Genomic DNA, 13,485 nt, shown 5'->3' on the forward strand with positions numbered 1-13,485 from the left:
AGTAAATATAAAGGTTATCAATCAGAGGTTTATTGTAGAATAAGTAATAGTGCAGAATTGATTTGACTTTTGTGTTTTAGGCATAAGGCAACAGGCACAAGGCACAGAGTGTTCAAATGTTTTTTATTGCCCACAGCCATGCTTTTTTCCAAAACCCACCGCCGAAAGCCGATAACTGAAAGCCCTAAGCATAATCTTAAATTTTATTTTGCACACTAACGTATGAAAATGAGAAAAATAAAAGGCATAGAAATTCATTTTTGAAGTAAGAAATAATGCTTCACCCTTGAACCTCTATGCCTTTTCAAAATTAATCAGTTATCTATCTTGGTCCTCGTGAGCGACCACCTCCGCCGCCATTCGAGCTTTGGCCACCGCCATTTCCTGAGCCACCGATGCTACGCCCACCACCCGAGTTTCCACCACCAAACGAACCACTGCCGTTGTATGAACCACCGCTTCGGCCAGCTTCAGTGCCTGAGCGCCCGCCACCCGAGTTTCCACCGCCAAACGAACCACCACCATTGTATGAACCACCGTTTCGGCCAGCTTCAGCGCCCGAGCGTCCTCCACTATTCCCTCCATAAGGGCTACCTCCTCCATTACCATTGTAAACTCCATTATTGGCACTATTGTTACCTCCGTAACTTCCACCTCTATCAGAGTTGTTTCCTCCGCGATTGCCTCCATTATTGCTGTAGTCTCTCCAGCTATTTACATTACCATCAGAAGGACGTTCGGCGTTTCCGCTGCGTGGGCTGTATCCTCCCCCTCTGCCATTGTTATAATCTCCGTTTGAGCGACTACTGTTGCCGTAGTTACCTCGATTGCCATAATTGTAATCATTGCCACGGTTGCCCCCTCCATAATTTGGGTTTGAATTGCGATAATAACCGTTGTTTGAGCGACCGTTATTGCCGTAATATCTATCACGGTCATAATTACGGTAAGGAATTGGGCGACCAGCATAGTAATAACGACTAGGGCGTCCATAATAATAGTTTACGTAATTGCGATAATAATTACCAAACGAGCCATAAAGAACAGGGTAACGACGATAATAGCCACCATAATAGAACCAGTCAGCAAAGCCATAAGAGGCATATCCATAAAGCCCAACGCTTCCTATGCCAAATGAAAATCTGAAATCATACCAGTAAGAGCTTGGGTACCAAAGTGGGGTTGTGTACCAGTAAGGATAACCGCACCAGTATGAGTAAGGATTTGAATAATATACACGACTAGGATTGGTGTTGTAATAGTTATTCGTAATATAAACGTCTTGATCACGATTGGGCAAAACGTAATTATTACTTTGTGCATATTCCTCAGCAGCTTGGTCTAGTTCTTTGGCTGCATCTGGATTGTCATTGAGCTTTTTCTTGTATTCGGCTACATCGTACTGACGTTGTGCCACCATAGAGTCATGTAATTCGGCTAATTCCTTATTCAAACCTTCACGGTCGTTCGTATAACGTTGTCCCAAACGCGCAGTTAAGTCTCTGTTATCAGACATTAATGTCATTACGTCAGGATAATTAGCCAATTGACGAAAAGCCGATTGTGTACTAGGGTCGAGACTTTGAATCATTTGCTGATACTCTTGGTCAGCATTTTGATTGAGCTGGTAAATTTGAACAATCACATCACGGTTGCTACGATATAATGACCAAGCATTATCCTTGAGAATTGAGCTAGTATTTGACACCAAATCTTCAACATCAGTACGGCGAAGACTAGTGTTTGTGGCAAAAGTGTTCAAAACGTTTGGATAGCGAGTTACTTCATAGAAATATCCTTGTTCTTTTTGACCAAAACCTTTGATTAAATCTTGAAAAGATTTTTGGCTACGAGTACGGATTTGTTGTGCTCTGTCTAAAACATTTTGATTTTGACTAGCCATCAATATCGACTGACGTACCTCAGAGCTGTAAGGAGCAATCGATTGCAAAAGCCCTTTGTCAGTTTCGAGTTGATTATTCTGTGAAAAAATGAGTGTTTTCGTTACTAAAATCAGTAAAGCCGAAAGTATAAAGCGATAATATCCATAGTTTGGTTTTTCTATAGATAAAGCTAAAGTTGCTGATTGAGATTGAACTTCCATGGGCTGTGTCATTCTAAAAAATGATAATTTACTCTTATAACGAAATTGTGTTCGTTTTTCTTCGGAAATATGAGGGGAATCTTTTTAATTTTAAAGTCCTTAACAATCATTAACAATAAGTGTCGATGAATGTGGTGTAATTGTAAACTATCTGATTTTCACAAATATCCCTTTACTTAAAACAATGAAATATTTAGCGTTGCTTTTTGCCTTGATTTTTTTGCTATTCGCTGGTTGGCAATATAATGATCCTGATCCCATACTGTGGATTCCTGTGTATTTGGTACCTGTGTATGTATGTGTACAAGCCTTTAGAGGAAAATATAATACAGAGTTGTTGGTAGTGCTAACGATTATGTCTTTTGTGGCAGGACTCAATACTTGGTTGCAGATGACAGCTTGGGAAGGCTTTTTCTCAGAAGGGGAGGGGATTTCGATGAAAACCATGAACCAAGAATTAGCACGTGAGGCTTGTGGTCTTTGGATTTGTACAGGTACGTATGTAGTATTTTTGCTGAAAAGTATGTTGGGTAAGCTTTAGGCTGTCAGCCCTAGACATTAGGCAGAAAAGCTTTCATCAAAAAAGGCGTTCGAAATGGTTTTCGAACGCCTTTTTTGATGCTATATTCCAAAATGACACCTCTTTAGACGCAAAGCATTGCGTCTCTACTAGTAGAATTCATATTAAAAATAATCACACATTCACTCAAACACTAAATCACTCAATGGTTTACTCTACCTCTTTCCACCAAGGATTTTGTAATAATGAACCGTTTATAATGACTGGTTCGCCAATTCTTGGATTGGTAAATGGTAATCCAAGTTCTTTTGCTGATTTGGTTACACGCTCGATAGGTTCTTTCCAAGGGTGTAATGCCAAAGTAAATTTACTCCAGTGCACAGGCATGAGGACTTGGGTATTCAAATCTTTTGCCGCCTGAGTTACTTCTTCTGGCATCATGTGGATGTATTTCCAATAATAATTATATTGGCCACATTCTAAGATTGCTAAATCAAAACTGCCGAATTTTTCGCCAATTTGTTTGAAGTGCGAGTCATATCCTGAATCACCACCCAAATATAATTGCTCTGTTGGCGTCTTTAAAACATAGGATGACCATAAGGCCAAATTACGCGTAAACTTACGTCCAGAGAAATGTCTGGCAGGTGTAGACGTGATTTCGAAACCTTCCAAAGGCTGTGTATTTTGCCACCATTCTAGTTCGATAATATTGTCAGGATTAAAACCCCAATATTCAAAGTGCTGACCAGTACCTAAAGACGTTACGACCTTTTTTACCTTTGATTTCAAAGCTGTCACAGTTGGATAATCCAAATGATCGTAGTGGTCATGCGTAATCAACAATATATCAATTTCGGGCATGTCGTCTACACTGTACCCATTACTTCCATCGTAGTTTTTACCAAAAAATGAAACAGGAGAAGCATTACCACTAAATACTGGGTCGACCAAAATATTTTTTCCATTGGTATGAATCAAGTAAGAAGAATGACCAAACCAAATAATTTGTGTGCTATCGTTCGATAGGTTTTTAAGATCAGTTTTTACAGACGGAATAGTTTGTAGCGGTTCTTTATTGGGGATAGTTTGGAGCTGAGCTTTGATGATATCCCAGTAAGAAACTCCCTCAGCTAAAGCAGGAGTGGGGCTCAGATTTTGAAAAGCACCATCTTTGTAATACGGTGATTGTTGAATACGTTCAAGTCTTTTTCCTTGTGGTTCTTGTCCAAATTGTGCTTGTTGCATAAATACATAAATTCCTAGCGCAACAACAACTAGAAATACCAATACGTAAATAATCATTTTTTTAAGTTTTTGTAACATAGAGAAAGAGTTCGAAATCTCAGTAATAAAAGTTTTAACTACTTGATTTTAAGCATTGCTATCGACGAATTATTACTTCGCTTAAGTACAGACAAAATAAAGGTAATTTGAGTTCAAGAATAATGAATAAAAATTCATTTTATTTTTTCGAGTGAAAAAATTATTCGCTAACAGTATTTCATTTATTTGTATTGACACATAATCAGAAGGAAAGTGTGTCGTCGTTGAGATTACTGGACAAAACGACTAAAAGCATTCAGTAGTTTTGATTTCGTTAGTCAATTTTATTTTAACAGTTTTAAACTGAAAAAACGTAAGTCCAAGACTAAGTCTTGAACTAGGAATTTCAATTTTATCTAGTGATTATTCTAGCCGTAGAGACGTAATATATTACGTCTTAAGCCAAGTCAGGCATCGTCCCGTAACATAAAAAAGCGGTCAGAAATTACTTTCCGACCGCTTTGGATGGTAACATGTCGTTAGACCAATGAAATGTGGATGTAAGGAATAATCACTCATTCACTCAATCGCCATTCACTCAATAATTCTATCTATTCATAATTCAGCACTGGAGCTAGCCATTTTTCGGCTGTTTCCAAATCCATTCCTTTACGTTTGGCATAGTCTTCTACTTGGTCTTTGGCGATTTTACCTAAACCAAAATATTTGGCATCAGGATGTGAAAAATACCATCCTGAAACTGAACTAGCAGGATACATAGCAAAACTTTCTGTTAGCGTGATGCCAATTCTTTCTGCTTGTAACAAGTCAAATAATGCTCGTTTTTCGGTATGGTCTGGACAAGCTGGATAGCCTGGCGCAGGGCGAATACCTTGATATTCTTCCGAAATTAACTCTTCATTCGAGAGGGTTTCTTCGTTGGCATATCCCCAAAACTCTTTACGAACTCTTTCATGCATCAATTCGGCAAATGCTTCTGCCAAACGGTCGGCAATGGCTTTAAGCATGATCGAGTTGTAGTCGTCATGGTCTTTTTCGTATTGCTCCAACAAAGTTTCGATACCCAAACCTGCCGTAACAGCAAACGCTCCAATATAGTCTTCTTTACCACTAGATTCAGGAGCAATAAAGTCAGACAAACAGATATTTGGCAACTTAGAAGCTTTTTGTCCTTGTTGGCGCAAATGATGTAATACCGTTTGTGCTTGTGGGGATACCAATTCTCCTTCGCTATTTACAGCGGTATTACTCAACACTCTGTATCCTTTAGCTTTTAATGCACCTTGTCCAGCGGCATCATACTCATATTCCTCAAAAGGATGCAAAATGATATCATCTTCGATAGAGTTGGCAGGATAAAAACCAATAACTGCACGTGCTTTGAGGCTCTTTTCTGAAATTACCTTCTGAAGCATTTGTTGTGCATCATTATAAAGTTTCTTGGCTTCTGCACCTACTACTTCGTTTTCAAATATTTTAGGATATTTTCCTGATAATTGCCAAGTCGAGAAGAATGGTGTCCAGTCGATATATTTAGCGATTTCGGCAATATCATAATCTTCAAATACTTTTGTTCCTAAGAATTTAGGTTTTGTACCTTGGAAATTACTCCAATCGATCGCTGTTTTATTTTCACGAGCGGCATCAATAGAAATATAATTTTTATCACGTTTACGACCCGCATGTTCGTCACGAAGACGAGCATATTCTGTCTTAATTTCGTCGTAAATTTCTTGGTGCGTTTTTTCATTTTGCATCAAACGACCCGCCACAGGAACCGAACGAGAAGCATCCAATACGTGAATTACTGGACCATGATAATGTGGGTCAATTTTTACCGCCGTATGGATACGTGACGTAGTAGCACCACCAATCAACAATGGCATAGTGAAACCTTGACGTTCCATTTCTTTGGCAACTCCAACCATTTCGTCTAATGAAGGAGTAATCAATCCTGATAACCCAATGATATCCACATTATGTTCTTTAGCTGCTGCCAAGATTTTATCTGTCGGCACCATTACGCCCAAGTCGATAACTTCGTAGTTGTTACAACCCAATACTACCGAAACGATATTTTTACCAATATCGTGAACATCACCTTTTACCGTTGCTAACAAAATTTTACCTGCACTCGTACTCTCGCCACCTGCTTTTTCTTCTTCAATAAATGGAAGGAGATAAGCCACCGCTTTTTTCATTACACGTGCCGATTTTACTACTTGTGGTAGGAACATTTTTCCTTCCCCAAACAAGTCACCCACAACGTTCATACCGTCCATCAATGGGCCTTCAATTACTTGTAAAGGTCTTTCTACTTGCTGACGAGCTTCTTCTACATCTTGGTCGATAAATTCGGTAAGTCCTTTGATAAGAGCGTGTTCCAAGCGTTTGCCTACTGGCAATTGGCGCCAGCTATTGTCTATAACTTGCTCTTTACCTTTTGATTTTACTGTTTCAGCAAATGTTACCAAACGCTCTGTTGAGTCTGGACGACGGTTTAATAATACATCCTCGCAAAGCTCCAACATATCTTTAGGGATATCATCATAAACGCCTAATTGACCAGCGTTTACAATACCCATATCCATACCTGCTTTGATGGCATAGTATAAAAATACCGTATGCATTGCCTCTCTTACAGGTTCATTTCCTCTGAAAGAGAATGAGATATTCGAAACACCTCCTGATACCTTAGCATAAGGAAGGTTTTCTTTAATCCAACGTGTTGCATTAATAAAGTCTACCGCATAATTGTTGTGGTCGTCGATACCTGTTGCAACAGTCAAGATATTAGGGTCAAAAATAATGTCTTCTGGAGGGAAATGTACTTCATCTACCAAGATACGATAGGCACGTTCGCAGATTTCGATACGACGCTCGTAAGAGTCAGCTTGACCTTGTTCGTCAAATGCCATAACTACCGCAGCGGCTCCATAACGTTTTACTTTTTCGGCTGATTCTATGAATTTTTCAACGCCTTCTTTTAATGAAATCGAGTTTACAATAGACTTTCCTTGCACGCATTTCAAACCAGCTTCAATCACTTCCCATTTCGAAGAGTCAATCATAATGGGCAAACGAGCAATATCTGGTTCTGCCATCAAGAGATTCATGAACTTGGTCATAGCTTGTACACCATCGATCATCCCTTCATCCATGTTCACATCTATTACTTGAGCGCCTCCGTCTACTTGCTCACGTGCAACGGCAATCGCTTCATCGTATTTATTGTCACGGATTAAACGTGCAAACTTTTTCGAACCAGTTACATTACAGCGCTCTCCAACGTTCACAAAATTGGTCTCTTTGGTAATTTTCAAAGGCTCCAATCCTGATAGTTTTTGAACAGGCTCAAGTGCTGGAAGCTGACGAGGAGGATATTTTGCCGCAACTTCCGCAATAGCTTTAATATGCGCTGGAGTTGTTCCGCAACAACCTCCGATAATATTAATAAAGCTATGTTGTAAGAAGTCTTCCACAATCTCACTCATTTGCTCAGGCGACTGGTCGTATTCTCCCATTTCGTTTGGCAAACCTGCATTTGGGTGAGCCGAAACCATGAAAGGCGCATTTACAGCAAGTGTTTGAACATAAGGACGCATCAAATCGGCACCGAGAGCACAGTTTAAGCCAATAGATAACAATGGCATGTGCGAAACAGAGGTCAAAAATGCTTCTGTTGTTTGTCCCGACAACGTACGACCCGAAGCATCCGTAATCGTTCCTGAAACCATTACTGGAAGATATTCTTTTTCTGGATGATTTTTGAAGAATAAATCAATCGCAAATAGGGCAGCTTTAGCATTTAAGGTATCGAAAATTGTTTCAACCAATAATGCATCTGCGCCACCATCCACCAAACCACGAATTTGCTCGGTATAGGCCTCTACTAATTCATCAAATGTTACTGCGCGAAAACCAGGGTCATTTACATCTGGAGAAAGAGACAAAGTACGGTTAGTAGGCCCGATAGAACCTGTTACGAAACGAGGTTTAGCAGGATTTTTGCCGTAAATTCATCTGCTACTTCACGAGCAATTTTGGCTGAGCAGTAATTAAGTTCGTACACATATTCTTCCATGTGATAATCAGCCATAGCAATAGACGTTGCCGAAAACGTGTTGGTTTCAGCAATATCAGCACCAGCCTCAAAATACATGGCATGAATTTCTTTGATTACATCAGGACGAGTAATCGAAAGCATATCGTTGTTGCCTTTTACTTCGTGAGGAAAATCTTTGAATTTTTCACCACGGTAATCAGCATCAGTCAATTTATATTGTTGGATCAAAGAACCCATTGCACCATCTAGTACAAGGATTCTATCTTTTAAGATTTCACGGATGTTCGGACGCATCAGTTTTCTGGTTAATTATAATTTTATCGGTAATGTGTTTTCAAATAAACTCCTAGCTAAAAGAATGACTATTTTAGAATATACTTTCCTGAAATAGGTTCCTTGTATTACTTTATTTTTCTAGCTAAAAGCCTACAACTCGAATCTACTTCTACAAAGTTACATCAAAAGATAATATTTGTTTATTGCTTCTTTTAAATTAGATGTATTATCTTTAAATGAAAATATTTTAGAGAGTTTATCTAAATATTGAAGTATTTTTATTGTAAAAATGAAAAAATAACGGCTATGAAACTCGATTCAATTGACAAAGCGATTCTTAGAAATCTACAAGAAGATGCTCATCTTACCACCAAAGAACTTTCGAATCGACTCAACTTGTCGCCTACACCTGTGTATGAAAGGGTAAGAAGACTTGAAAAGGAGGGAGTTATTAAAGGATATGTGGCGCTGGTAGACAGAGAAAAAGTAGAGAAAGACCTAATGGTATTTTGTAATATTCGTTTAAAAGAACATGCCCAAGAGGCTGGTGCTAGATTTGTGCGTGATGTGGTTCAATTAGAGGAGGTTATGGAATGTTACAATATCTCAGGTGAATACGATTTTATGCTGAAAATTGTCGTAAAAGATATGCGTGAATATCAGAGCTTTTTGATGAATCGACTTGCCTCTCTCGATAATATTGGCAGTACACATAGTACTTTTGTGATGAGTGAAATAAAATCTAAAACAGCCTTAGAAATCTAATGAGTGCTGAGTTTTGAATGAGGAGTATCATTAATCACTCCGCATTCAAAACTCAAAACTCAGAACTCATTTTACTCTTCCAAATAGTCCAAATCTTTGTTATGTGTTTCTGGAATAGTTAGGATAGAATAGAAGGCTAGTACAAAACAAATAGTGCCCACAATAGCTGCTGCGTTGAATACATCCAAACTTGGTTTTAGTCCTGAGTAAAGCGAAGTCATCCCAATCACCGTTCCACGAACCATATTAGGTACAGTTGTAGCCGCTGTGGCTCTGAGGTTGGTGCCGAATTGTTCGGCTCCGATCGTCACAAACATGGCCCAGTAACCGACAGAAAAGCCTGCAAACACACAAACTGTGTATAATTCTTGTGCCGAGTTCATCCCAGCGTAGAGATAATAAACACTGCAAATCAAGGTAAGTACAAGTAGTAAAGAAACGGCTTTTTTACGAGAGCTTAAAAACTGAGAAATAAACCCACTGGCCAAGTCGCCAATCGCCAAACCTATATAGCAAAACATAATAGCCTTCCCAGGTTTGATTTCTTCAGCAATGCCTAATTTTTCACCAAACTCATTCGCAAATGTTGCCAAAATGCCAATCACAAACCATGTTGGCATCCCAATCGCAATACATTTGAGGTAACGAGATAAGCGATCGGCATTGGTGAAAAGCGCAAAGAAATTCCCTTTTTTTACACCCGTTTGATGCTTAATATTTTCGAACATGCCCGATTCGAAAACACTAATACGAAGTAATAGTAAAACTACCCCTAATCCACCACCAACAAAGTAAGCAGTACGCCAGCCACCAAACAACTCAACAGTAAAATATCCTGCCACGGCGCCAAACAAACCTACGCCAGCAACGATAGAGGTACCAATAGCACGAAGTTCTTTCGGTAATACTTCAGACACCAAAGTGATACCTGCACCAAGCTCTCCAGCCAAGCCAATACCTGCTACAAAGCGTAATAGGGCATAAGTGGTAGGATCCTTGACAAAACCACAACCAATATTGGCCAAAGAGTAAGTAAGAATTGAACCAAATAATACTGACAAACGACCTTTTTTATCACCTAAGATACCCCATAAGATACCTCCTAATAATAGACCACCCATTTGCCAGTTAAGAATATTTTTGCCAATAACACCGATTTCTTCTTTACTAAGCCCCATATCTTGAAGGCTTGGTACACGTACAATGCCAAAAAGCAATAGGTCATAAATATCGACAAAGTAGCCCAAGGCGGCTACAATCACAGGGATACTAAAAAGATGCTGTAAGTTGGTTTTCTGAGAAAGATTTTGTTGCATAGTTTAGGGACTTGATTATATGTTGTTCTTCATAAAGAGAAACTCGGCTTGAATACTACTCTTTACAATACATTAATTTAGCAATTCCTTTGCTAGTTACAAAGGAAGAATGGATGCACAATATGCTAAAATAATTTTCGAGCTTCGTCTTTGACAAAATTTAAAGCCGACTCAGTGCTAAAATGTTGATTTTGTAAGACCTTTTCGATTACTTTTTTAGATAATTCAATTGATGGGGCATTCGGGTCCAGTTCCTGAGCCGAAAGGTTAATCATAGAAATGGTTTCGTTCAAGGCATTTTTTACACTCAACCACGCGTCGTCGCTGATGTATAATTGTTGTGAAAAATTATGTGCTAACTCTGCACGAATTTCGGCAATTAATACTTGCTGAAAGCTTACAACATTAAACTCAGGATTAGACAAACGAATGAGTAGATTGTTGGGCAACATACGTTCGAGCAATAAACAAATGCGCTCATAAGCCTCTAAGCGAATGGGTAATACTGTTTTTTGAGCCTCAAAACGCTGTTCAAGATTTTTTGTGCAAATTCTTTTCTCAAAAAAGAACTCAATGTCAAGTACATAGCCCAAAGGACTAAACTAGCAGGTACTAATACTTTAATTAAATCGGCAACTATTTCCATAAAGTTGGGGTTTATCTGTAATACTTTCTGCCAAGAGCTTCATCAGTTTTACAAATGATTAAATACATTTTGTAATGTAGGGTTATTAACGTTGTTTTGTGGAAAATCTTTCAAAAATAAGTATTTTCGCCCTGAACTGTATAGCTTCGTTTGAGAAGAAGCAAATTGTGTACAAAGTCAGTCATATCAACCGAATTGTTTTTAGACACAAATAATGAATAGTCCAACAATAATTCCAATTACGATTACTGAAATTGCTCAACAAGAAATTCTAAAAGCACTTACCATCAAAGGAATTCCTGAGGATTATTACTTGAGAGTAGGTTTAAGAGGAAGCGCCTGTAGTGCAAGTTATCTGATTGGATTTGATAAAAAAGAGGATCACGATGAGTTATACGAAATAGATGGTATTCAACTCATTATCAACAAACATCATCTTATGTACTTAATCGGCGTAGAGCTTGATTTTGAGGAGGATGGAAATGGATTTACGTTTAATAAATAAGCAAAAAGCTACTGCATAGAAAGAAGAAAGCATGAAAATTGCAGCGATTGACATAGGCTCTAATGCCGCCCGAATGCAAATCTCGAAGGTATTAGAGAATGACGGAAAAATTAGTTTTAAGAAGGTAGAATATGTTCGTTTTGCGCTTCGTCTTGGACATGATGTATTTAATGAAGGCGAAATTAGCCCCGAATCTGAGGTGCGTATTTTCAAATTATTGAATGCCTACAAGTTATTAATGGACTTGCACGAAGTAAAAGATTACATGATTTGTGCTACTTCTGCCATGCGTGAAGCTGGAAATGCTGAGGCTATTATCACGCGTATCCATAAAATTTTGGATATGAAAATTAATATCATCGATGGTTCGAAAGAAGCTGAATTGATTAATGATGTGGTGGTTCAGGCATTGGATGATAGCAATTATTTGCATATCGATGTAGGTGGTGGCTCTACAGAGTTGAATATCTATATGAATCGTCAGAAAGTAGCGTCTCGTTCATTCAAAATTGGCTCTGTACGCTTACTTGAGCACAAAGAGCGTGAAGGTGATTGGGAAAAAATGCGTAAGTGGATTGAAATGCACGTTGACCCTACCGAATCACAAGTTACAGCTGTGGGTACTGGCGGAAATATTAACAAGTTATTCAATATCTCTTCAAATCATGATTCTGAAACATCTATGAGTTTGAAAGAATTGACTAAGATAAAAGAATACGTATCTGGCTTTACGTATGAAGAGCGTATCAATAAACTTCGATTAAATGCTGACCGTGCCGATGTAATTGTGCCAGCTGCCGAAATTTATCTGAATGCCATGAAATGGGCTGGGGCTAAAAGCATAATCGTTCCAGATTTAGGCCTCAAAGATGGAATTATCCAGATGGTCTACGAAAAAATCCAGAATAGAAAGAGAGACAAATAAGAGAGTTGTGAGTTATGAATTGTGAATTGTGAATCACTCACAATTCACAATTCACAATTCATAACTCACAATTATTTAAAACACCGTTACTCCACATTCAACCGTGTAAGATTCTCCTGCACTGATGATCAACAAATTTTCTTTTGAGTTAAGTGCGTTGGTTGGGGCTGTCATTGGCTCTATCGCAATGCGGTCGCCTGTTGGTGGTGTGTATACGACGCTATAGTTAAATTGTTGTTCTCCTGCTTGTTGCCATACTTTTATCGACAAATCTTGTTTGTTAGATTGAAGAACAACCTCTACGATTTCTTGTTTTTCTACCGCAAAAACTGCATCTAAAACCTGCCCATCCAAATTAAAACCTTCGGCATAATGCTTAGGCGTTCTATCTACTGGACACATTTGGTCGTCGAGTAGGTATTGGTGTGTAGATGGGAAACTTACAGTCCAATCATTTTTGGTTTCGCCTTCAATACTAAAGTATGGATGCCAACCCAAGCTAACTGGGAGATTTCCTGTACCAATATTATTGATGGTATAACTGAGGGTTAACCCTTTTGCATTTAAAGTATGCTTGATTAATAATTGAAATGGAAATGGATAACCTACATAACCGCCTTTATAAAGATATTCTAAGGTTAAAACAGCTTCAGTTTCTGATTCGGTAGTTTCATACACTTTGAAAGGAGAAGTGTACACAAATCCATGAAGCGCATTTTTCAAACCCACTTCATTGAGGGGCAATTGATAACTAGTACCTTCAAATTCATACCGACCACTTTTTACCCGATTTCCCCAAGGAAACAAATGAGTAGAAGGATAGGATAATAAGCTAGAAAGTAGTTCTTCAGGGGTATTGCCACAGTTGATGATTTTGTGCAAACCAGTCTCTGTTTTTAAGACTAATTGATGAATAATGCCTCCTAATTCTGGTAAGATATGTACAGCTTCGTTGGTAGAAGGGTTTTGAAGAACATATTCATTGAATAGTCCAAAGGTACTTTGGGTGATTTTCATGAGAGTTTTTGAAATAGTTAGTAAGCAGGGTTGATGGATTATATCCTTCAAGAATACT

General features: G+C 38.5%; 11 protein-coding genes. 4 read left to right on the forward strand and 7 right to left on the reverse strand.

Annotated elements, in window-relative coordinates; all coding sequences use genetic code 11:
* Positions 1 to 322: 322 nt before the first annotated feature.
* Positions 323 to 2,104 (reverse strand): hypothetical protein, encoded by a 1,782-nt coding sequence (locus BWI92_RS01200; protein ID WP_141234665.1) that lies wholly within the window; start codon positions 2,102 to 2,104, stop codon positions 323 to 325.
* Between the two features lie 184 nt (positions 2,105 to 2,288).
* On the opposite strand from BWI92_RS01200, the gene BWI92_RS01205 reads away from it, so the two are divergent.
* The gene (locus BWI92_RS01205) at positions 2,289 to 2,645 is read left to right on the forward strand and encodes a transmembrane 220 family protein (RefSeq protein ID WP_095160302.1); all 357 of its coding nucleotides are present in this window, start codon (positions 2,289 to 2,291) and stop codon (positions 2,643 to 2,645) included.
* A gap of 189 nt (positions 2,646 to 2,834) precedes the next feature.
* Here BWI92_RS01205 and BWI92_RS01210 read toward each other — a convergent pair whose 3' ends face one another.
* The 3 genes from BWI92_RS01210 to BWI92_RS28800 all read right to left on the reverse strand — a co-directional run bounded on the left by BWI92_RS01210 (position 2,835) and on the right by BWI92_RS28800 (position 8,271).
* Entirely contained in the window at positions 2,835 to 3,929 is a 1,095-nt protein-coding gene (locus BWI92_RS01210; protein WP_095160609.1) for an MBL fold metallo-hydrolase, read from the reverse strand.
* 572 nt (positions 3,930 to 4,501) lie between these two features.
* Positions 4,502 to 7,930 (reverse strand): methionine synthase, encoded by a 3,429-nt coding sequence (gene metH, locus BWI92_RS01215; RefSeq protein WP_409024742.1) that lies wholly within the window; start codon positions 7,928 to 7,930, stop codon positions 4,502 to 4,504.
* Complete coding sequence (locus tag BWI92_RS28800) at positions 7,894 to 8,271, reverse strand: homocysteine S-methyltransferase family protein (RefSeq protein WP_409024741.1); 378 nt, start codon at positions 8,269 to 8,271, stop codon at positions 7,894 to 7,896. Before BWI92_RS28800 ends, metH begins: the two co-directional genes overlap by 37 nt.
* Positions 8,272 to 8,559: 288 nt before the next feature.
* Between BWI92_RS28800 and BWI92_RS01220 the strand changes: the two genes are divergently transcribed.
* Entirely contained in the window at positions 8,560 to 9,018 is a 459-nt protein-coding gene (locus tag BWI92_RS01220; RefSeq protein ID WP_095160303.1) for an Lrp/AsnC family transcriptional regulator, read from the forward strand.
* A gap of 71 nt (positions 9,019 to 9,089) precedes the next feature.
* Here the strand turns inward: BWI92_RS01220 and BWI92_RS01225 are convergent, their stop codons facing one another.
* Both BWI92_RS01225 and BWI92_RS01230 read right to left on the reverse strand, forming a co-directional pair.
* Positions 9,090 to 10,334, reverse strand: coding sequence for an MFS transporter (locus tag BWI92_RS01225; RefSeq protein ID WP_095160304.1), 1,245 nt, complete (start codon positions 10,332 to 10,334; stop codon positions 9,090 to 9,092).
* Positions 10,335 to 10,459: 125 nt separating this feature from the next.
* Entirely contained in the window at positions 10,460 to 10,927 is a 468-nt protein-coding gene (locus BWI92_RS01230; RefSeq protein WP_095160305.1) for a hypothetical protein, read from the reverse strand.
* Between the two features lie 267 nt (positions 10,928 to 11,194).
* Between BWI92_RS01230 and BWI92_RS01235 the strand changes: the two genes are divergently transcribed.
* Both BWI92_RS01235 and BWI92_RS01240 read left to right on the forward strand, forming a co-directional pair.
* Complete coding sequence (locus BWI92_RS01235; protein WP_095160306.1) at positions 11,195 to 11,485, forward strand: iron-sulfur cluster assembly accessory protein; 291 nt, start codon at positions 11,195 to 11,197, stop codon at positions 11,483 to 11,485.
* 31 nt (positions 11,486 to 11,516) lie between these two features.
* Positions 11,517 to 12,410 carry a Ppx/GppA phosphatase family protein gene (locus BWI92_RS01240; protein WP_095160307.1) on the forward strand — a complete coding sequence of 298 codons (894 nt, stop codon included), beginning with the start codon at positions 11,517 to 11,519 and terminating at the stop codon, positions 12,408 to 12,410.
* Positions 12,411 to 12,485: 75 nt separating this feature from the next.
* Here BWI92_RS01240 and BWI92_RS01245 read toward each other — a convergent pair whose 3' ends face one another.
* Positions 12,486 to 13,427: an aldose 1-epimerase gene (locus BWI92_RS01245; RefSeq protein WP_095160308.1), complete on the reverse strand. Its 942-nt coding sequence runs from the start codon at positions 13,425 to 13,427 to the stop codon at positions 12,486 to 12,488.
* Between the last annotated feature and the right edge of the window lie 58 nt (positions 13,428 to 13,485).

The organism is Flectobacillus sp. BAB-3569 (assembly GCF_002270355.1).
Lineage (GTDB): Bacteria > Bacteroidota > Bacteroidia > Cytophagales > Spirosomataceae > Flectobacillus > Flectobacillus roseus.